The 21665-nt window shown below is 57.1% G+C and carries 17 protein-coding genes; 6 read left to right on the top strand and 11 right to left on the bottom strand.

The window, feature by feature from the left end; all coding sequences use genetic code 11:
- Positions 1-11 precede the first annotated feature (11 nt).
- Genes FNL37_RS03615 through FNL37_RS03600 form a run of 4 tightly spaced genes read right to left on the bottom strand, consistent with a single transcriptional unit; the run spans position 12 to position 5936 of the window.
- Positions 12-3077, bottom strand: coding sequence for an efflux RND transporter permease subunit (locus tag FNL37_RS03615; RefSeq protein ID WP_159355164.1), 3066 nt, complete (start codon positions 3075-3077; stop codon positions 12-14).
- The gene (locus FNL37_RS03610) at positions 3077-4195 is read right to left on the bottom strand and encodes an efflux RND transporter periplasmic adaptor subunit (RefSeq protein ID WP_159355163.1); all 1119 of its coding nucleotides are present in this window, start codon (positions 4193-4195) and stop codon (positions 3077-3079) included. Before FNL37_RS03610 ends, FNL37_RS03615 begins: the two co-directional genes overlap by 1 nt.
- Positions 4192-5481 carry a TolC family protein gene (locus FNL37_RS03605; RefSeq protein WP_159355162.1) on the bottom strand — a complete coding sequence of 430 codons (1290 nt, stop codon included), beginning with the start codon at positions 5479-5481 and terminating at the stop codon, positions 4192-4194. Before FNL37_RS03605 ends, FNL37_RS03610 begins: the two co-directional genes overlap by 4 nt.
- A 56-nt stretch (positions 5482-5537) precedes the next feature.
- Complete coding sequence (locus tag FNL37_RS03600; protein WP_159355161.1) at positions 5538-5936, bottom strand: hypothetical protein; 399 nt, start codon at positions 5934-5936, stop codon at positions 5538-5540.
- A 327-nt stretch (positions 5937-6263) separates the two neighbouring features.
- Here FNL37_RS03600 and FNL37_RS03595 point away from each other — a divergent pair, with 327 nt between their 5' ends.
- The 3 genes from FNL37_RS03595 to FNL37_RS03585 are packed head-to-tail and all read left to right on the top strand — an operon-like array spanning position 6264 to position 10600.
- Positions 6264-7643, top strand: coding sequence for a sensor histidine kinase (locus FNL37_RS03595; protein ID WP_159355160.1), 1380 nt, complete (start codon positions 6264-6266; stop codon positions 7641-7643).
- Positions 7636-8082 carry a response regulator gene (locus tag FNL37_RS03590; protein ID WP_013442933.1) on the top strand — a complete coding sequence of 149 codons (447 nt, stop codon included), beginning with the start codon at positions 7636-7638 and terminating at the stop codon, positions 8080-8082. The genes FNL37_RS03595 and FNL37_RS03590 overlap by 8 nt, the downstream gene beginning before the upstream one ends.
- Before the next feature lie 52 nt (positions 8083-8134).
- The gene (locus FNL37_RS03585) at positions 8135-10600 is read left to right on the top strand and encodes an EAL domain-containing protein (protein ID WP_159355159.1); all 2466 of its coding nucleotides are present in this window, start codon (positions 8135-8137) and stop codon (positions 10598-10600) included.
- A gap of 36 nt (positions 10601-10636) precedes the next feature.
- Here FNL37_RS03585 and FNL37_RS03580 read toward each other — a convergent pair whose 3' ends face one another.
- Positions 10637-11869: a PQQ-dependent sugar dehydrogenase gene (locus FNL37_RS03580; protein ID WP_244948191.1), complete on the bottom strand. Its 1233-nt coding sequence runs from the start codon at positions 11867-11869 to the stop codon at positions 10637-10639.
- Between the two features lie 174 nt (positions 11870-12043).
- Here FNL37_RS03580 and FNL37_RS03575 point away from each other — a divergent pair, with 174 nt between their 5' ends.
- Positions 12044-13219, top strand: coding sequence for an HPP family protein (locus FNL37_RS03575; RefSeq protein WP_159356148.1), 1176 nt, complete (start codon positions 12044-12046; stop codon positions 13217-13219).
- Between the two features lie 78 nt (positions 13220-13297).
- Positions 13298-14137 carry a ferritin-like domain-containing protein gene (locus FNL37_RS03570; protein ID WP_159355157.1) on the top strand — a complete coding sequence of 280 codons (840 nt, stop codon included), beginning with the start codon at positions 13298-13300 and terminating at the stop codon, positions 14135-14137.
- A gap of 67 nt (positions 14138-14204) precedes the next feature.
- On the opposite strand, the gene ppsR is transcribed toward FNL37_RS03570, so the two are convergent.
- Both ppsR and ppsA read right to left on the bottom strand, forming a co-directional pair.
- Positions 14205-15026: a posphoenolpyruvate synthetase regulatory kinase/phosphorylase PpsR gene (gene ppsR / locus FNL37_RS03565; protein WP_013442940.1), complete on the bottom strand. Its 822-nt coding sequence runs from the start codon at positions 15024-15026 to the stop codon at positions 14205-14207.
- Positions 15027-15230: 204 nt separating this feature from the next.
- On the bottom strand, positions 15231-17600 hold the full coding sequence (gene ppsA / locus FNL37_RS03560; RefSeq protein ID WP_013442941.1) for a phosphoenolpyruvate synthase: 2370 nt from the start codon (positions 17598-17600) through the stop codon (positions 15231-15233).
- Between the two features lie 567 nt (positions 17601-18167).
- Between ppsA and FNL37_RS03555 the strand changes: the two genes are divergently transcribed.
- Positions 18168-18404 carry a hypothetical protein gene (locus FNL37_RS03555; RefSeq protein ID WP_159355156.1) on the top strand — a complete coding sequence of 79 codons (237 nt, stop codon included), beginning with the start codon at positions 18168-18170 and terminating at the stop codon, positions 18402-18404.
- A gap of 3 nt (positions 18405-18407) precedes the next feature.
- On the opposite strand, the gene FNL37_RS03550 is transcribed toward FNL37_RS03555, so the two are convergent.
- The 4 genes from FNL37_RS03550 to FNL37_RS03535 all read right to left on the bottom strand — a co-directional run bounded on the left by FNL37_RS03550 (position 18408) and on the right by FNL37_RS03535 (position 21650).
- Positions 18408-19442, bottom strand: coding sequence for a DUF481 domain-containing protein (locus FNL37_RS03550; RefSeq protein WP_013442943.1), 1035 nt, complete (start codon positions 19440-19442; stop codon positions 18408-18410).
- Positions 19443-19661: 219 nt separating this feature from the next.
- Complete coding sequence (locus tag FNL37_RS03545; protein ID WP_159355155.1) at positions 19662-20441, bottom strand: TIGR01458 family HAD-type hydrolase; 780 nt, start codon at positions 20439-20441, stop codon at positions 19662-19664.
- A gap of 57 nt (positions 20442-20498) precedes the next feature.
- The gene (locus FNL37_RS03540) at positions 20499-21131 is read right to left on the bottom strand and encodes a phosphatase PAP2 family protein (RefSeq protein WP_159355154.1); all 633 of its coding nucleotides are present in this window, start codon (positions 21129-21131) and stop codon (positions 20499-20501) included.
- Between the two features lie 210 nt (positions 21132-21341).
- A complete protein-coding gene (locus FNL37_RS03535) occupies positions 21342-21650 on the bottom strand; it encodes a BON domain-containing protein (protein ID WP_013442946.1) in 309 nt (102 codons plus the stop codon).
- Positions 21651-21665 lie beyond the last annotated feature (15 nt).

Here is a 21665-nt window from a genome sequence, read left to right as displayed (position 1 = left end):
GTTGTTTTTCCTTATTTGGCATGCGCAAAGCGCTGGTAAAGCATGGGCAGAAGAATGAGCGTGAGCACGGTGGAGGTAAACAAGCCGCCGATCACCACAATCGCCAGCGGGCGTTGAATCTCCGAGCCGGGGCCGGTGGCAAACAGCAAGGGCAGCAGGCCAAAGGCGGCAATGCAGGCCGTCATCAGCACCGGCCGCAGCCGACGCTTGGCGCCTTCGGTCACTACCTCCAGCATGGGCAGGCCTTGCGCGTGCAACTGGTTGAAATACGACATCATCACTACCCCATTAAGCACGGCAATGCCCAGCAATGCAATGAACCCCACCGACGCGGGCACCGACAGGTATTCGCCCGACAGCCACAAGGCAAACACGCCACCTATCATGGCAAACGGGATATTGCACAGAATGAGCGTGGCCTGCCGCACCGAATGGAAAGTGGCAAACAGGATGAGGAAGATCATGGCAATGGCCGCAGGCACCACAATCGCCAGCCGCGCGGCGGCCCGCTGCTGGTTTTCAAACTGGCCGCCCCAGGTCATGGAGTAGCCTTCGGGTAGCTGCACCTCTTTTTGCACGCGGGCTTTGGCTTCTTCCACAAAACCCACCAGATCGCGGTCGCGCACATTGCTGGTGACGATCACCATGCGGGCGCCGCGCTGGCGGTCTATCTTCACCGGGCCTTCCACCCGCTCCAGCCTGGCGACGGCAGATAGCGGAATGTTGCGGCCATTGGGCAATGTCAGCATCAGGTTGCCAAAGTCAGCGGCGGACTGGCGCAGGCTCTCGCCACCGCGCACCAGCAAGGGCGTGCGGCGCTGGCCTTCCTGCACCACCGAGAGCACTTTGCCTTCGAGCTGCGCACGCAGGATGGATTCGATCTCGGTCATGTTGAAGCCCATGCGCCCTGCCGCAAGACGATCAATGGCAATGCGCATGTATTGCACGCCGCTGTTTTGCGGGGTGTAAACATCCTGACTGCCGGGGATGCCTTGCAGGATATGCACCAGCTGCTGCGCTTTCTGATCCAGCACATCCAGATCATTGCCGAAAATCTTGATGGCGAGATCGCCGCGCACGCCCAGGATCATTTCATTCACGCGCATATCAATCGGCTGGGTAAAGCTGTAAGCCAGGCCGGGCAGCTCTTCCATTACCTTGCGCAGGTCGTTGATCAGGGCGGCCTTATCCGGCTGGCGCCATTCGGATTGCGGCTTGAGGATGAGGAAGTTATCGGTCTGGTTCAGGCCCATGGGGTCCAGCCCCAACTCATCGGCGCCGGTACGCGAATAGATTTCCTTCACCTCCGGCACATTCTGCAAAATGGCGCGCTGCACATTCATGTCGGTGGTCAGGCTCTGCTGCAAATTGATCGAGGGCAGCTTTTCCACGCCGACAATAATGTCGCCTTCATCCAGCGTCGGCATGAAAATCTTGCCGATCTGCAGATACACCACCGCTGTCAGCCCCAAGGCAACAAACGCAGCAATGACAAGGGCTCGGCCGTGAGCAAGCGCCCACCTCAGCGCCGGTTCATACAGCGCCAACGCCTTGCGCACCACCCAGGGTTCTTCGTGGGGCATCTTGCGCAGCAGAAAAGACGCCAGCACCGGAATCACCGTCAGCGACAGCAGCAGCGAGGCGGAAAGCGCAAATACAATGGTCATCGCCACCGGGCGAAACAGCTTGCCTTCGAGCCCTTCCAGCGTCAGCAATGGCAGGAATACCGTGATGATAATAAGCACGCCCGCCGCCACCGGTAGGCTGACTTCGCGTACCGCACGGTAGATGAGATGCAAACGCGGCAAGCCGGCGCCACGTTTGTTATCAGCCAGATGCGAGGCGATGTTTTCCACCACCACCACGGCGGCATCCACCAGCATGCCGATGGCGATAGACAGCCCGCCCAGACTCATGAGATTGGCGGAGAGGCCAAACTCCTGCATGAGCAAAAACGTGGACAAGGCCGCCAGCGGCAGGATCAGCGCCACGGTAAGCGCCGCCCGCAGATTGCCGAGGAACAGCAGCAGCAACACCAGCACCAGCACAATGGCCTCCACCAGCGCCTTGGACACGGTGTACACGGCTCTATCGACCAGGCTGCTGCGGTCATAAAACACATGAATGCTGACACCCTTGGGCAAGGTCGGCTGCATCTCGGCCAGCTTGGCCTTGATGCCGCTCACCACCTGCCGCGCATTGGCGCCACGCAAGCCCAGTACCAGGCCTTCGACCACTTCTTCCCTGGCGTTGCTGGTCACCGCGCCATAGCGGGTCAACGCGCCTAGCTGGATGGCGGCGACATCGGCCACCCGCACCGGAATGCCATCTTCGGTGCGGATCACGGTGTTCTGCACATCTTCCAGCGTCTTGAGGCGGCCTTCGGCGCGCACCAGCAGCGATTCCTCACCATCATTCAAGCGGCCAGCGCCATCGTTGTTGTTGTTTTCGATCAGGGCATTTTGCAGGGCATCGAGCGTCACGCCGCGGGCATACATGCGCGAGTTATCGGGAATAATCTCGAAACTGCGCACCAGGCCGCCCAGCGAATTCACATCCGCCACGCCTTGCACCGTGCGCAGCTGGGGCCGTATCACCCAGTCGAGCAGACTGCGGCGCTCGGCCAGGCTGAGATGGGGCGCTTCCACCGTGAACATGAACATCTCGCCCAAGGGTGTAGTCATGGGCGCCACGCCACCCGACACATCTGGCGGCAGGTTGGGCAGCACCGCACTCAGCCGCTCATTGACCTGCTGGCGCGCCCAATAAATATCGGTGCCCTCGGCAAAGTCGATGGTGATATCGGTGAGCGCGTACTTCGCCACCGAGCGCAGCATGGTCTGCCTGGGCAAGCCCAGCATTTCCACTTCGATTGGCGCGGTGATGCGGGCTTCCACCTCTTCGGGGGTCATGCCCGGCGCCTTCATGATGATCTTGACCTGGGTGGATGAAACATCCGGAAAGGCATCAATCGGCAGTTGTTGAAACGCCTGCACCCCGGCAAAGGAGAGCATGGCGGTAAGGACCAGCATCAATACGCGCTGGGTCAGGGATAAGCGGATCAGGGCTGCCAGCATCACTCAGCTCCCAGTCCCAGCCAGCGCCCCTTGATGGCGGCCTGGCCGCTGACGGCAACTTGCTCCTTGCCGGTGAAATCGCCATTGATGACGACTTCTTCAAACTGCTCGGACACCACTTCCACCGGCATAGCGCGGAAACCCTGCGCAGTTTTTACAAACACATAGGTTTTGCCATCGTGGCGGGCAATGGCCGGGCGCGGCACGCTGAAGTGCGTGCTGGTGCCCAGCCCGCCAATTTCCGCCTCGACAAACTGGCCGGGCGCCAGCTTCTCAGTACCGGTGGTAATCGTGGCGCGCAAATGCACGGTCTGGTCGTTCTTGTTCACACTGCGCACGATGTGGATCAGCTTGCCGCTGGCGCCGTACTTGGGCACGCTCACCGGCATGCCAACGCTGACATAGGGCAGCACTTCCAGCGGTGCGCTGATTTCCAGCCAGAGCGGATGCAGGCGGCCGATACGGTATATCGGCGCCGACAGATCCACGCGCTGGCCAACGGCGGCGAGTTGCTCCAGCACCTGCCCGGCGGCCGGGGCGGTGAGCGTAATGCCACTCGTCATGCGGCCGGATTTCTCCAGCTGGGCAATCCCGCCCGCTCCCATGCCTGCCAGTTGCAAGGCCTGCTTGCGCTGATTGAGCAGCGCGCTCAGTTCTTCCTGCCCGCTTTGCGTGGTCTGGAAACGACGCTTGGCGATGATGCCATCCTGATAAAGCTCCTGATCACGCTTGAGGTTGTTTTGCGCCAGGCGATATTGCGTGAGCGCCTGCAGGTAATCACGCTGCAGGGCAATCAGCTCCGGGCTGCTGATATGCGCCAGTGGCTGCCCGGCTTTGACATCTTCACCCGCAGCCACATACAGGGTATCCACCAGGCCGGATTGCGGGGCGGAGACCATGCGCTCCTGCCCGATGGGGATCATGATTTCGGCAGGCAGGCGATGGCTGCTGACGGGGGTATTGCGCCCCAGAGCGGCCACGCGTATGCCCAGGGTATTCTGTTGTGTTTCGGTAAAGGCGATATCCGCCGCTTGCACCCACTGGCCGGGCAACAAGCCCAGCATCAGGGTGCATATCCACATGGTCTGTTTCATGGTGTTCTTAATAGTGTTCTTCATGGTAATACTCCAACCGCCTGGTTATATCGGGCAATGTCCCATTGCAGCTGTATGCGACGGGTAGTGAGTGCGCGCTCGGCCTCGTAGGCCAGCGCCTGTATGCGCATGAGGCCGACCAGATCGGTCTCGCCGAGCTGGAATGCCTTGTTGGCAAGGCGCAGGTTTTCCTGGGCCAGCGCCTGCTGACGCGTGACCATCTCCAGCTCGGCGCGGCTCACCGTGAGGTTGTGCTCGGCCTCGTGCATGGCGGTTTCGAGTTGATAGATCAGGCTGTCGCGGGCACTCTGGGCGCGGCCGACTTCCATCTCGGCGGCAGCCTCAATGGGTGCCGCGCGCACCGGGCTATCCAGCGGGATACGCAGCTTGAGGCCTATGCTGTCGTTAAAGGCATTTTCAAACGGGCCGCGCTGGCTGCGCGCATTGAGGATGACTTGCGGATTTTCGCGCCGCTCCAGCCGGGCCAGCTCGCGGGCCTGCTGGGTGAGGCCCAGCCGCGACATGGCTTCGCGGTAGTAGGGATGCTGCTCGCTGTAATCTTCCTGCGCAGACTGCGCTTCATCCAGCTGCTGCGGCATGGTGTGCAAGCCGGTGAGTATGATGTAACGATGCCGCGCATGCATGAGCTCAGCCTCGGCACGCAAGCGGCCGGTTTCGGCAATGATGCGCTCGTTCTGCGCCAGCATGAGGTCGGTCTTGGCGAGCTCGCCCGCCTCAAAGCGCCGCTGCACATCGTGCTCCAGCGCCATGGCGGTGTTCAAGCGCAGGTCGGCCAGTTCCAGGGCATTGGCATTCATGCGGATATCCCAGATGGCCTCGCGCACATAGCCTGCCACCTGCAACTTGAGGCTGTCGCGGCTGGCCGCGAGGTCTTCATCGGCGGCATCGGCCACATGTTTGCGGGCATTGCGCTGGCCCTGCAGCCAGACGGGCAACTCAAGCTCGGCCTGCCAGTCGCGCTCACCGCGGCCACTGCCAACGGCGTCGTTCTGCGCGCTCATGCCAACGGCAGGTGCCTGTGGCAGAAACGATGTTGCCACGGTGCGGCGCGCGCGCACTTCGGCCATGCGGGCGGCCAATATAGGCTGGGTGGGGTTACGGGCATACGCTTTTTCAACCACGTCATGCAGGCTCAAGGCCGCATCGGGGTCGACAATATCGGTATGCTGGATGTCGGTATGCCCGGCATCCGCGGCCAAAGGCGCGGCCTGCACAATAGGGGCAACCAAGCTGCTTCCCATGCAGAAAATACATAGGAAAGCACGCCCAAACAGGCGTTTCTGGTACATGTCATTCTCCTGAAGCTATCATCTGGCGCAGCAGTCGCTGCGTTCAAAGCAATAACTCAGGCGACAGGGGGCGCTCGGGAAAGATAAGGCGAATAAACCTGTGATCGACCGGCATGCGTGCCAAACACAGGCGAGAAAAGACGCTGAATGGCAGGCAATGCCAGCAGCAGGAGGAACACCAGCGCCATCATGGGCGCCTGGATCAGGAGATCCTGATCATTCTTGAGGCCATGCTCCACGGTCACGGTATGCAAGGCAGCATGGCCCATGCTGACATGGTCAGCCGCGCTATGCATCTCCGGCACATCAATATCCACCGCATGCATGTGCAGACCGTGGCCCTGATCTTCTGCATTCAATTCCAGATGCCCATGAATGAACGGCGCAAAGACTTGCAGCAGGGCAAGCCAGAGCACGATGACAACAGACATGGATTTGAATGGACGGCGCAACATGCGGCAAATCTACCAAATTCAGGGGGCACTGGCAAATGAAGTCTGCGTCACAAGGCCGTTTATTTTTTTATTAAAAAATAATGACATACCCAACAGTATTCAGGATGGCAGCCGATACTGCCTGTAATACCGCAGGTTTTGCAGGAGGCCCCGGTCTGCCTGTACCCCTGCCATGGCGCTTGAAGTAGCCAGGCTATTTGCTGCCATTATTTTTATGGGTAGCACGCAGGCCGCAAGTTGGCTACTATGGCGCTTGTAACAAATCTTTACAATTGGCTTTACCGCATTAGAAACAGCGTTACCTCATTGCAGGGAGATTGTTTTGACATGAATCCGGTAATCAAGCAGTTGCTCACCTCGATTGGCATGGTCGCCGCCATGATCCTGCTGGCGAGTATCGCCTATCTGTCCTACACCCGCACCGAACATTTTGTAATCAGCTCACGCTGGGTAGACCATACCTACACCGTGCTCATACAGCTGGATAAAGTCACGGCTGACATCAAGGAAGCCGAATCCAGCGAGCGCGGGTATCTGCTGACCAATGACATGCATTTTTTCCGGCTATATGAACAAGCGGCCCAGAAGCTGCCCGCAGACATGAAAACACTGCAGATGCTGACTGCCGACAACCCGGTGCAGCAACGTCAGGTGGAGGCATTCAATGCCCGGGTGCAGGACAAGATCGATTCCATCCATGCCATTATTAACACCAAACGCGAAAATGCGCGCCTGGCGACCGACCCGATCTTTCTCGGCATGCTGGATAAAGGCAAAGGGATCATGCAGGACATCCGGATTCAGGCCACAAGCATTCTCAATACCGAGCAGGCCCTGCTCCGGCAGCGGCTCAAAGCCATGGAGGAGGAAGCCACCTCCACCCGGCAATGGATACTGGTCGGCAATCTGCTGGCGGCCTGCATGCTGCTGCTAAGCTTCTGGCTATTGATCAAGGAAATCCAGAGCCGTGCCCTGGCACAACGCAAAGCCGAGGCCACCGCTTCGCAGCTGGAAATCACCAACCGCGAGCTGGAGAGTTTCAGCTACTCCGTCTCGCATGACTTGCGGGCGCCCTTGCGCGCGATTGACGGTTACTCGCGCATGTTTGAAGAGGACTACAGCGACAAGCTGGATGCGGAAGGCCTGCGCCTGCTGTCGGTGGTGCGCACCAATAGCCGGAAAATGGGTCAACTGATTGACGACCTGCTGCAATTTGCCCGCTCGGGCCGCAAGCAGATTGAAGCAGAACCAATCAATATGTCGCCTCTCATCAACGAAGTGTGGCAGGAGGTGACGGCGGATCAGATGGCGCACAACACCCAGCTGGAATTGCAGCAGCTGCTGACGGTGCATGCAGACCGGGCCTTGATCCGGCAGGTGCTCATCAACCTGCTTTCCAATGCGGTGAAGTACAGCAAAACCAAGCCGGAACCCAGGGTGATTGTGCGCTCCACCCACAACCGCGACATGGTGACTTACGAAATCGAAGATAACGGCGTTGGCTTTGACATGCGGTATTACAACAAATTGTTTGGCGTCTTTCAGCGTTTGCATAACGCCGATGAATTTCCCGGAACCGGCGTGGGGCTTGCCATAGTGCAGCGCATTATCGTGCGGCATGGAGGTCAGGTCTGGGGGAAAAGTAACTTAGGCGAAGGTAGTGTGTTTGGATTCAGCTTACCCTGGAAGGAACCTCATCATGGATGATTTGCAACAAGTACAGATCCTGCTGGTCGAAGATAGCGAGACCGACGCCGAAATGACCCGACGTGCCCTCAAGAAAATCGGCCTGACCAATGAAATACTGTGGCTGAAGGACGGGCAGGAAGCGCTGGATTACGTATTCCGGCAAGGTGCATTTGAACATCGCGTCAAGCACTCACCCAAGCTGATACTGCTGGACCTGAAAATGCCCAGAGTAGATGGCATCGAAGTATTGCAGCAGATCAAGAAATCCGAACAAACACGCATGATCCCGGTGGTGATGCTGACGTCCAGCGCTGAGGAACGCGATATCGTCAAAAGCTATGAGCTGGGCGTGAACAGTTATCTGGTCAAACCGGTGGAGTTTGACCAGTTTGTGGAGGAAGTGTCCAAAGTGGGTTGCTACTGGGCAATATTGAACAAGATTCCGCAATACCAGTAGGTGCCTGAAAAACATGCCTGGGCCACAGAGTCCGGGCAAGAGGGGGAACCAAATGTTGCGTATCCTGATGGTGGAGGATAGTCCGACTGATGCCGAGCTCTCGCTGCGCGAGCTGAAGCGCGCCGGGATGACGTGCGAATTCATGCGGGTAGAAACCGAGCAGGATTTTCGCGACCAGATTCAGGATTACCACCCCCAACTCATTCTTTCCGACTATTCCCTGCCGCAGTTTGACGGCATGTCAGCGCTGCACATTGCGCGAGAACTGGCGCCGGAAATCCCCTTCATCTTTGTTTCCGGCACCATAGGCGAAGAAACCGCCATCCACTCCCTGAAAAATGGCGCCGCCGATTACATCATCAAGAACAATCTGAGCAGACTACCCAGTGCGGTGACCTCGGCGCTGGAGCGCGCAGAAGAAAAGCTCATGCACAAGCGCATGGAGCGCGAGCTTGAAAACAGCAACCGCCTGTTCCGTGTGTTCATGCAAAATCTGCCGGCGATTGCGTTCATCAAGGATCAGCAGGGTCAGTATATTTTTGCCAATGCCAGCACGGTAGATGCCCTGCAATTGCCGCATGAGGAGATCATAGGCAAGCACGACACCATGCTGTTTCCGCCCCAGCTTGCGCAGGAAATGCGCACGGCCGAACAACAGACGCTAGCCCAGGGTGAAGCCATACAGCATGTCCGCCAGTTTCCCCAGGCAGATGATGTCAAGCTGTGGCTGCTCACCACCTTCCCCGTGCAGGACATGGATGGCAATTTCAATCACATCGGTGGCATCGGCATCGACATTACCGAGCAACGCAAGGCGGAAGAAGCCCTGTTGCTGCGTAACCATGCGATTGAAGCCAGTGCCACGCCCATCCTGATCGTGGATGTGGCGCAACCGGCCATGCCGCTGATCTATGTGAACCGCGCGTTTGAGCTGGTGACAGGCTATTCCTCGCAGGAAGCCGTCGGCCGCAATTGCCGCTTTTTGCAGGGGCATGACCGCGAACAACCCGAGCTGGAAAAGATACGCACGGCGATACGCGAGCGTTGTCCCGGCTATGCCATCCTGCGCAATTACCGCAAGGATGGCAGCCTGTTCTGGAACGAGCTGTATGTGGCACCCGTGCCTGACCCCCATGGCGGCGAGCCGCGCTATTTTGTCGGTGTGCAAAAAGATATCACCGAGATCCGGCAATATCAGGAAGCGCTGGAACGGCAGGCGAATTACGATACGCTGACCGGGCTGGCCAACCGCAACCTGCTGAAGGAACGCATGCAGCAGGCCATCAGCGAAGCGCGGCGGCATAACTGGACGTTTAGCGTGGCGTTTATCGACATCGATAACTTCAAGCGCGTGAACGACAGCATGGGCCACAGCGCGGGCGATGAGTTGATTCGCCTCCTCGGGCAGCGCCTGCAATCCTGCCTGCGCGATGGCGATACCGTGGCGCGGCTGGGTGGCGATGAATTTGTCCTGCTGCTCACCAGCCAGTCGCTGGATGAAAGCATTCATACCGTGGTGCAACGCATACGCAACACCATCATCAACCCGTTCATCATTACCGGCAGGCAGCTCACCGTCACCTGCAGTATCGGGCTGGCCAACTTCCCGCATGACGGCCGCAATGCCGATACGCTGCTCTCGAATGCCGATAGCGCCATGTATCAGGCCAAAGCCAGTGGCAGCAATAATTTCCGCTTTTATGCCAAGGAAATGAATGCCGAGCTGGGCCACCGGCTGTCGCTGGAAAACGATTTATGGCACGCGCTGGAAAACCAGCAACTGGTGCTGCATTACCAGCCGCAGGTCTGCATGCGCAACAGCCAGATCATCGGCATGGAAGCCCTGATACGCTGGCAGCACCCCAAGCTGGGCATGATCCCGCCACTGCAATTCATTCCGCTCTCAGAGGATGATGGTCTGATTGTGCCGATCGGCATCTGGGTCATGGAAACCGCCGCGCATCAGAATCGCCAATTGCAGCTGGCAGGCTACCCGCCTATCCGGGTGGCGGTGAATCTCTCCGTGCGACAGCTGGAACAAAAGGATCTGGTGCACTGCATAGAAAAAACGCTGCAGCATTCCGGCCTGGACCCGCAATGCCTGGAGCTGGAGATTACCGAGAGCATGCTGATGCACAACATCGAGGAATCCATCATCACCTTGAACCGGATCAGCGACCTCGGGGTGCAATTGTCATTGGATGATTTTGGCACGGGCTATTCCAGCCTGTCTTACCTTAAGCGTCTGCCCATCAATCGGCTGAAGATAGACAAATCCTTCATCAATGACATCACCACCACGTATAACGATGCCATTATTGCGCGCTCCATCATCGCCCTGGCCCATAGCCTGGAGATACAGGTGATTGCCGAAGGTGTGGAATCCGCAGATCAATATGCCTTTTTGCTGGAGAATGGATGCGACGAGGTGCAAGGATATCTGCTGAGTCGCCCACGGCCATTTGAGGACATGGAAGCCCTGTTGCGCGATGGCGGCCGCTTGTTGCCAGCGTCGTGATCCTGACCGCCGCGGCGCCCGTGTGGACGCGACGGCTTATTCCGACATCAGTAACTGGTTGTGGTCTGTCTTGAGGTAAAAGCGGCCATCGGCATCAATCTTCACCACGCGTATGCGATACCCGCTCAACACCGGTTCGGCATACACCAGGCGGTGCCCTTCTTTTTTCATGTGATACAGCGTGGTGGTCGCCATGCCTGCGACAAAAAAGCTGTTTTCCCAGTAGGCATTGCGGCCAGACTTGGGATAGCGCGCAATCGACCCCACACCAATAGAGGGCACAAAGGTAAAGATAGGCTTCTCGTAACCATCATGTCCGTTATAGCTGTTGCCGTAATAATCGCCGTTGCCCTCACGCTCGTACATGGTGCCGTAGCTCACCAGCGGCCAGCCATAGTTGGAGCCTTCGCGTATTAGGTTGATCTCATCGCCACCGCGCGGGCCGTGTTCGGTTTCCCATAAATCACCGGCTTCATGGTCAAAATACAAGCCGCCGGAAGGTGAGCGCAGGCCGGAAGCATACAGGCTCACCGTGCCGGACTTGGTATTGATCTTCATCAGCTTGCCGAGCGAGGTAGAAGTATCCTGCACGCCTTGCGGTTTGCCGAAATCGCCAATCGCCAGATAGACGATCTCGTCGCTCTCGCCCAGTGCCAGCTTGCCGCCCGCCTGCATGCCCAGAAAAGGCTCTTTGATGGCGGGATTACTGGTAAAGATGTCGCGCTTGTAAACCAGGCGGCTATTGACGATATCGAGGGTAAATTCCGACACCGCGAGGCGCGCGCCATTCTGCATGTCGTCCCAGACGATGTAGCTGACATAGAGCGAATTATTCACCCGCAGGCTGTCCTTGACGCCGGATGAGCCCTGGCAATACACCAGCGGCTTGGCGTCATCGTCGTCGTCATCGGATTTGCTCAGGCGCTGCGGTGATTGCGTGCGCTCAATGTCATTGTCATCCAGCGCGGTAAAGTAGGCCTCGCCACATTTGCTGATAAACAGAAAGCGCTTGTTGCCCAGGATCTCGAATGGCCCGGAGGGAAACTCGTCGTCAATTGGCAGGTTATACACGCGGAGGTTTTCGGTGCCGAACACCGAGCCTATTTTGGCATTCTGGTCCGGCAGGATTTCATCAATGCTGAGGCTTTCAAAGCCATCTTCAAATGGCCACCACTTCATGCGGTATTGGTTGGCGCCCAGCATAAAGAGGCCGACCACCATCAGGATAAAGAGCAGAACTTTAATAATTTTTTTTCGGTTGATATGCATGCTTTCAATCGCCATGCGCAGCCAGCGCTGCCTGTGGCTTTATTTATTGTTGTTATTACCGACCACCCACTGCCGGCTTAGTTTCCTCAATGGCCGGATTTTACCGGTGGCATGCACCATTCTAGTGCCGCTACGGTTAAAATACGGCTTCCGCTTTTGGCCTTGCCTGATTTCATGAATGCCTTGATGCAGTTCATGCGGCGATTTCGCCCGCAAACCAATATTGTCAGCCACAGCGAGCGCTTGCGGGCCTGTTGCGGCGCCCTGCTAGGGATATTGATCACCGCCAGCGTCAGCGCCCTGCTGGTAGATAATGCCAGCCTGCCTTTCCTCATGGCGCCTATAGGCGCATCGGCCGTCTTGCTTTATGCCGCCCCCGCCAGCCCGCTGGCGCAACCGTGGTCCATCATGGGCGGCAATATGCTTTCGGCCATCGCCGGTGTCCTCTGTGCCAGCTGGATACCCTCGCCATTGCTGGCCGCCGCGGCGGCGATTTTTCTGGCGATAGGGCTGATGTTTGCCATGCGCTGTTTGCATCCTCCCGGCGGCGCCGTTGCCTTGACGGCGGTCATCGGCGGCCCGGCCATCCACCAGCTGGGCTGGGGCTATGTGCTGATGCCGGTGGGCTTGAATTCATTGCTGTTGCTGGTTGTCGCGCTGATCTACAACAATGCCACCCGGCGCCCTTACCCGCATGCCCAGCAGCTGGAGCCGGAACGTTCGCTGCATGAAACCCAGGATATTCCGCCACTGGCACGCATGGGCTTTACCCACGCCGACATGGATGCCGTGCTCAAGGATTACAATCAGGTGCTGGATATCAGCCGCGATGATCTGGAATCGTTATTCCTGCAGACCGAAATGCACGCGTACCGGCGCCGCTTTGGCGAAATACGCTGCCAGGACATCATGTCGCGCTCGCTGATCACGGTGGAGTTTGGCACCACGCTGGAAGAAGCCTGGCAGCTGCTGTTGCGCCATCACCTGAAAGCCTTGCCGGTGCTCGACAAGGCACGGCGCGTGAGTGGGATTATTACCCAGGGCGACTTCATGCGGCAGGCGGACCTGGCTGGCTATCAGGGCATTGCCAGCAAGCTGAAACAGGTGGTGCAACGCATTCCCTTTACGCATACCGACAAACCGGAAGTGGTCGGCCAGATCATGACCAATCGCGTGATCACCGCCAGCACCGACATGCACATTGTGGAGCTGATCCCGCTGGTATCCGAGCATAATCTGCACCATATCCCCGTGGTGGATCAGGAGCGCCGCCTGGCGGGCATGATCAGCCAGTCTGACCTGATCGCCGGGCTCTATCGCGGCCGCCTCAACAGCATGGCGAGCGGATGATGCAAGCTGCAGACTTGCATGGTTTCCCAGCGGCTGAGGGATGGTTTACACTGCCCGCTCCATCAAGCCCAGATCGCCATGCAAACTGAACTCCGACAAGCCGCCCTCGCCTGGCTGGCCGAACCCGACCCCAGCCGCAAAGTCGCAGGCGTCACCGACTTGCATAGGGCATATCAATGCGGGGAGGTTTTGCTGGATGGCACGGTAGACCTGAGGACGGCTACGCCCGGATCCGGGCTGTCGATTCCAGGACGGCCACAGCAACCCGAGCTGGTGTCGCCGCTGGCCGTCAAGCGCCGCAATATGCGCACCGTGGAAGGCCGCGCCGCACTGATACACGCGCTGGCCCATATCGAATTCAATGCCATCAACCTGGCACTGGATGTGATCTGGCGTTTTCCCGGCATGCCGGATGCCTTTTATGCCGACTGGCTGCAGGTAGCGCAGGAGGAAGCCCTGCACTTCAGCCTGTTGCAACAGCACCTCGTGACACTGGGCTACGGTTATGGCGATTTCCCCGCCCACAACAGCCTGTGGGAAATGGCCACCCGCACCGAACACGACATCCTGGCACGCATCGCGCTGGTCCCGCGCACCATGGAAGCCCGCGGCCTGGACGCCTCACCGCCCCTGCGCGCCAAACTCGCCCAGGCTGGCGATATGGCCGCCGCCGCCATTCTGGATATTATCCTGCGCGATGAAATTGGCCATGTCGCCATAGGCAACCGCTGGTTCGGCTGGTTATGCGAACAAGGCAATCTCGAGCCTCTGGCAACCTATGCCGAATTGGCCGCCCGTTACAGCGCCCCCACGCTGCGCGGTCCTTTCAATATGGAAGCCCGACGCGCCGCTGGCTTTAGCGATGCCGAGCTCGAGTTATTGGGGGATATCCCCATGCGGCAACCCTCTTTCCCATAAAAAACTCTCATTTCCCCATATAAAAAAAGCTCCCACTGGGAGCTTTTTTTGCAGTAGCGTCAGGCTTTTAACCGTACTGACGAATCGGCACGCGGATCTTTTGCAGAATCACCGTGGCCAGCTCTTCAATCGAACGATGTGTGGAGTCGATCCAGGTAACACCGGCACGCTTCATCAGGTCTTCTGCCTTGGCAACTTCATCCCGGCAGTTGTCCAGCGAGGCGTAGAAGCTGTTGGGGCGGCGCTCGCTACGCACGGAGTGCAAACGCTCAGGGCTGATGCTGAGGCCGTAGAGTTTTTCCGGATAGTTTTCCAGCACGGCTGGCAGGCGCATGCGGTCAAAGTCTTCGGGAATCAGCGGGTAATTGGCGGCCTTGATGCCAAACTGCATGGCGAGATAGAGGCTGGTAGGCGTTTTGCCACAGCGTGAAACGCCCACCAGTATCACTTCGGCTTCTTCCAGACCGGAGTTGGTCATGCCGTCGTCATGGCCCAGCGAGAAATTGATGGCATCAATACGGTTGTTATAGCCTTGGCTCGCTGCACCGTGGGTAATACCGACGCCTTGAGAAGGCTCCAGCCCCAGCTCGCTCGCCAGCGGATCAATAAACGTACCAAACAAGTCGAGGAACATGGCGTCCACTTGTTTCAGCTTGGCGCGAAACTCCGGCTTCACCAGCGTCATGACGACAATCGGGCGCACGCCGTCTTCCACACTGGCTTCCTTGATACGGTCAATGGCGACCTGAAGCTTGTCCAGCGTATCAATAAACGGAAAGCGGAGCTGACGCAGTTTGACGGTAGGAAAGTGCGCCAGCAAATGGCCTATGGATTCAGCCGTAATACCGGTGTTGTCCGAAACAAAAAAAACGGAACGGTCATGGGTCATGATCAGGGCGCTCTGTAGATGGTCAAGTAAAAGGCCAGTATAGCGCTAGCCAACAGTAAAGGGCTGCCGCGGCAGCACGGAATATCAACAAAAAGGCTGCCCGAGACAGCGCGATGTATCAGTAAAAAGGGCTGCCTCTCGGCAGCGCGGTGTATCAACGAAAAGGGCTGCCTTACGGCAGCCCTTGGACTATAACACTAATTACTATTTGTTGGCGGCGGCCAGGCGTTGCCAGGTGGTCACGACGGTATCGGGGTTGAGCGATACCGACTGGATGCCTTCCTTGACCAGCCATTCAGCGAAGTCTGGATGGTCCGATGGGCCTTGGCCGCAGATACCGACATACTTGTTGAGGCGGTTGGCGGTGGAAATTGCCATCTTCAACAGTACCTTGACGGCATCGTTACGCTCGTCGAAACCGGCAGAGAAGAAGCCGGAATCGCGGTCCATGCCCAGCGTGAGCTGGGTCAGGTCGTTGGAGCCGATGGAGAAGCCATCAAACAGCTCCAGGAACTGCTCGGCCAGCAAGGCGTTGGATGGGATTTCGCACATCATGATGAGGCGCAGGCCATTCACACCACGCTTGAGGCCATGGCTTTCCAGAATCTCGATCACGGCACGGGCTTCATCCAGCGTACGCACGAACGGCACCATCAGCTCGACGTTAGTCAGGCCGATTTCCTCGCGCACCTTGCGCATGGCGATACATTCCAGATCGAACGACTTGCGGAAATCGCCATCGATGTAACGCGACGCGCCACGGAAACCGATCATCGGGTTTTCTTCATCGGGCTCGTAGATATCACCACCGACCAGCTTCTTGTATTCGTTGGACTTGAAGTCCGACAAACGCACGATCACAGGCTTGGGGTAGAACGCAGAGGCGATGGTAGCCACACCTTCCACGACCTTCTCAATGTAGAAGTCGCGTGGGCTGGCATAGCCATTGGCACGGCGCTGTACTTCTGCCTTCATATCGGCTGGCAAGGTGTCAATGTTCAGAATGGCCTTGGGGTGAATGCCAATCATGTTGTTGATCACGAACTCAAGACGGGCCAGGCCAACACCATCATTAGGTGTCTGCGCAAAGCTGAATGCCATGTCAGGGTTGCCCACGTTCATCATGATCTTGACCGGAGCCTTGCCCAGTGCAGCGGCTTCCTGGCTGGAAACTTCATAGTCCAGCGCGCCGGCATATACATAACCGGTTTCGCCTTCTGCACAGGAGACGGTCACGATGTCGCCATCTTTCAGCACATCGGTTGCATCCACGGAACCCACAATCGCGGGGATACCCAGTTCGCGCGCGATGATCGCGGCGTGGCAGGTACGGCCACCACGGTTGGTCACCAGGGCAGAAGCGCGCTTCATCACCGGTTCCCAGTTCGGGTCTGTCATGTCAGCCACCAGCACATCGCCGGGCTGCACGCTGTTCATTTCAGCCGGGTCGCGCACGATACGCACAGGGCCTACGCCCACTTTTTGCGTCACGGCACGGCCAGTCACGATTGGTGTGCTGCCATGCTTGATCTGGAAGGTCTCGATCACATTGCCGGTTTGCGACTTCACGGTTTCAGGGCGGGCCTGCAGGATGTACATCTTACCATCCACGCCGTCCTTGCCCCATTCGATATCCATCGGGCGACCGTAGTGTTGCTCAATGATCACGGCATAGCGTGCCAGTTCCAGCACATCTTCGTCGGTCAGGCAGTACTTGATGCTGAGGGCAGGGTCTACATCCTTGGTGACCGTGCTTTTGCCAGCCTGCTGCACATCGCCAAACACCATCTTGATGGCCTTGGAACCCAGCGTGCGACGCACGATGGCGGGACGACCCTGGGCCAGCAATGGCTTGTGTACATAGAATTCGTCAGGATTCACCGCACCTTGCACCACGGTTTCACCCAGGCCGTAGGAAGCGGTAATGAAGGCGACATCCTTGAAGCCGGATTCGGTATCAATGGTGAACATCACGCCAGCGGCGCCAATGTCACTGCGCACCATGCGCTGGATACCTGCGGACAAGGCCACATCAGCGTGCAGGAAGCCCTTGTGTACGCGGTAGGAAATCGCACGGTCGTTATACAGGGAAGCGAATACTTCCTTGATGGCGTGGAGGATATTGTCCAGGCCCTGAATATTGAGGAAAGTTTCTTGCTGACCGGCAAAGGAGGCGTCAGGCAAGTCTTCCGCGGTAGCCGAAGAACGCACAGCGAAAGTAACATTCTCACCGGAGGAAGCGGTCAATGTGGCGTAATGCTCGGCAATGGCGTCGTTCAAGGCTTTCGGGAAAGAGGCCTGCATGATCCATTCGCGGATCTTGCTGCCACAGGCTGCCAGTGCGGTCACATCTTCCACGTCCAGCTTGTCGAGCTCGGCATTGATGCGATCTGCCAGACCATCTTGCGCCAGAAACTCGCGATAGGCATGGGCCGTAGTCGCGAAACCAGTAGGCACGCGAACCCCTTTTGAAGTCAGCTGGCTGATCATTTCCCCCAGCGAAGCATTCTTGCCCCCAACTTCAGGCACATCCGTATTTCGCAACTTTTCAAAAGCAATGACGTATTCCGACATATTTTCCTCATGCGTTCATAGCGTTTTTAAGGCGCGTATGAATTTCATAATTTCAAGGTTGAGTTAGCAAATGCATAAACACTGCTGACAGGCTTGTTAAAACTGGGCTTAAATTAATTGATATCACTATTGAGTGCACTGAACGCACAACCGCGAGAATATTGCCTTGAGCAGGCGACGTGTGACGAGCCGCTCCCCAGCTCATTCCCACATTCGACTAAATCATTTGTCCTGCCATAGTCCTTATCTATTCTTGACGGCAGACGCCAGCTACACAAGTGCAGCAAAACCATGCTGATTCAGATTGAAATAATACAGTAAAAACGGCTGAGTTCACCAGCCTAAAACGTATTTAGGCCGAAAGGACTAATCCATTCGCAAGCATTGTCTGGGGTTGGCGACAGCTGCTTGCAAATAGCAGCACAAAGCCGGAGCGCACGGTGTGACAGACGGCTCTGCGGCCGGAAAAATGTGCTGTTATAATTTGCCGCCCTCCCCTGGCGGAACCTCCAGCGGCCGGGTGCATCCAAACTTGCCCCTTGATGTTGATTAGCGCGAAGGACGCTCATGATACTGATATTTCTGGTCCTACTGCTCGCCCTGTTGCCGCTGGTACTCACCACCTCGTTTCCCCATCTGGTGGTCGTGAGCATATACAGTGGGCTGGCGCACCTGCTCGCCTTCGGCTGGGCCATCATGATCATCATCATTCTCCTGCGCCGCCGCCGTATCCGCGAATGGCGCGAGGCGCGCAAGCTACGCAAGCAGTCGCGGGCCAAACAAAAGAAAACACCATCCAACTAAGCCTTACCAGGCGTAGCCCGCGCTGAACAACAGGGTGGAATCAATCTCCTTGCGGCCTGGCGTCGGGCTTCCATCCCAGGTGACATTCCACTGGGTGGAGGCATTCAAGCGCTCGGTAAGCGGGAACCGGAAGCCGGTTTTGGCATAAATCAGCATATCGCGTGTATCTTCCAGGCTCATGAGCGCTTCGTGCTCATGGAAAAACTGGGTAAATCCATTCAGCAGTTTCTGGTCATATTTCACCGCCCAGCGCAGTGCCGCATAGTTTTTGTCAGGGTCGGTGTAATGACGCTCGCTCACATAGGCCAAACCGCCTTCAAGCGACAGATTGAGGTTGGGCGATTCATACATCTGGTAACCCGAGCCGCCACCAATGGTCGTCAGCAATTGCAGGTCACGAAACCTGTCCTGCTCCAGTGACGTCACGCCGTAGGCATACCAGCGCCGACTCCAGAAATGGTCGTACTTGGCGTAGCCACGGCTATTGAATTGCGTGCTGTTGCCTCTATCCTCTGCCCGGTTGAAGATGGCCCCGGCGGTATACCGATTCTGCAGCGTACGAATAATGGTTTCCGTATCCAGCCGCAAGGCCTGAGTTTCGGAGTTACCTTGCGTCCAGGTGCCGCCAACATTGATACGCCCGGTCCATTTGTAGCCGCCGCGCACCAGTTCGGGCGAAGGGTTGATGTAGCGCAGCTCTGCCAGCTCAATATCGCGGTATTGCTCATTCTCAAGCTTGATCCACGCACGGCCGTCTTCCACGTCATCCAGACTGACAAACGCGCCTTCCACGCGCTCTTTGTCATTCAGCACGATATCCAGCGCCTTGGCAGAGTCCAGGCTGGCAATTTCCGCCCACACGACTTTGATCACGCCTGCATAGGCGGTTCTGAACTCGACGGCATCGCCTTCTTTTTTCAGCACCTCGCCGGTCAATATATCGCCATTTTTGAGGCGCAACTGATCCGCCGCCGCATGGCATGACAACCCGATAAGAGACGCCGCCACCATGGCTTTTGCATAAGCAGTTACCTGCATGTAGTTCCTCCTGATGTTATTGCTTGATGTCGACATGCCTGCAGGCAGTGACTTTATTAAAGTTCGCTCGCACCCCACGGGGAGCCTTGAAACTGACATTGATTAGTGAGTTAGCAGAACGGCACGCTTGCCGGGCTTCTTATTCAAGATGACTACATAAGGCCGAAAAAATTCGCTGACCCCGGCATGCGGGGTCGGCAAATGGCGACAATCGCGCCACTAAATCCCCAGCAAATCGGGAAATTCGCGTATGGATGGAATCACCCGATCCGGGTGAATAGTGGAGGCATCACAGTATGCCTGGCGATACTTGCCGGTCTGCACCAGCACGCCATGCAGACCTGCCTGCTGGGCACCGCCAATGTCGGCATCAATGTCATCGCCGATCAGCACGGCATCGCATGCCGCCACACTCATACTGATCAGCGCCATGGCAAAAAAATCCGCCGAGGGCTTGCCCATCAGCGTGGTCTGCGCGCCACTTGCATATTCCAGACCGGTGATAAAGGCGCCAATATCCATTTGCAAGCCATGCTCGGTTTGCCAGTAGCGGTTCTTGTGGATGGCAATCAGCTTGGCGCCACGCATCAGGCAGTTGAACACCTCATTCAGCAACCGGTATGACCAGGCATCGCCAATATCGCCAATCACAATGAATTCGGCATCGGTATCTGACTGGCGAAAATCGGCAAAATCCTGCATCACATCTTCCGCCAGCAGGAACCGGCAGACCGGGTCGCCCTGCCGCATCAGATATAAACGCGCGGCCTGGGTGGCACTGATGATTTCCTCTGTTTCCACCGCAAAGCCCAGACTGCCCAGTTTTGCCTGCAATGAAGCCAGCGACAGCGTGCTGGTATTGGTAACAAACCGGCACGGCAAACCGGCGTTGCGGATACGGTCTACCGCATCCATCGCGCCCTCCACCGGCTTGCCGCCGATATAGAGCACACCGTCGAGATCAAACAGCACGCCCTTGATGGCATTTAGCGGCTCCATGATGACTCCTTTCTGCATACGGATAACACTTGCATGCAAGCATCAACGATGCCAACCCTATCCACGTTTACGTTCCTTCAACACGGCCAAGCGGGTAGCCCAATAAACCAGCATGCCGATATAAGTACCGGCGATCACATCGCTGACATAATGATAGTTGGTAGCCACCAGCGCCACCGCCAGGAGTGACATGCCCGCCAGATACCACCGGCGCCAGCGTGGATAAAACTGCCACAGCGCCATGAACACCGTCATGAACACCACCATGTGACCTGACGGAAAAGCGTCGTACCCACGCTTGCCTATCTGAAACCAGTGCGCCTGATGAGCCTCGGGATTGGACAACCAAAAGCGAACCTCGATACGCGCGAACATGAGCTTGAGCACATGCTTGGCGAGGAACGCCATGGGCAGCACCACACCGATCAAAAGAAAAAAGTCACGCCTTGGGCTACGCTCGCCCAGCCTGCGCAAGTAAAAATAGAAGGAAAAACTAAAGGTAGAGCCGATCAGCACCACCCAGAACAAATGGCTGGGAAGGTTATTGGTATAGTCATGAAACGGGGCATAGCTCAGCAAATGCGCCTTGATCCACAAGGCCGCTGGCGCATCCACAAAAAAAATCGCCAGCAGGCTCAATACGGTTACCAGCAGCATGAGACCCAGGCTACGCATAGATCCCCACGCCATATATCCTGACCTCATTCGCCACCAAGCACTCAAAAAATATCCTGACCATGCCTGAAGTTTAGACTAGCGATACCCACGCGTCGATGATCCAGCGCCGACGGGACCAGATTTGCTTTTATCTCGCACGCAGACGGCCATGAAAAAAGGCCGACATTGCTGTCAGCCTTTTTCCGGTGACCGGCAAAACCGGCAACCCGTTATCGCGAGAAATTACTCAGCGACAACAATTTCATTCTTGACGGCGGTCACGCCCTTGACGCCCTTGGCGAGCAACACTGCTTTTTCAGCTTCTTTCTTGGTTTTTGCAGTGCCGGACAATTCGACCAGGCCATTGCTGTCAGTTTCAACCTTGATATCACTGGCACTTACCAGCTTATCCTTGGCAAACGCAGCCTTCACCTTGGTTGTGATCACGGTATCGCTCAACTTGGTGGAAACGGCATCACCGTCTGCAGCAAAGCCACTCAAAGGCATTGCCAGAGCACTTACCAACAGCAGAGCTTTAAAATTCGTTTTCATATCGTTTCCTTATAA

This window comes from Methylovorus glucosotrophus, assembly GCF_009858335.1.
GTDB lineage: Bacteria > Pseudomonadota > Gammaproteobacteria > Burkholderiales > Methylophilaceae > Methylovorus > Methylovorus glucosotrophus.
The sequence above is the reverse complement of the archived record's forward strand: the minus strand, read 5'-3'. Positions and strand labels throughout refer to the sequence as shown.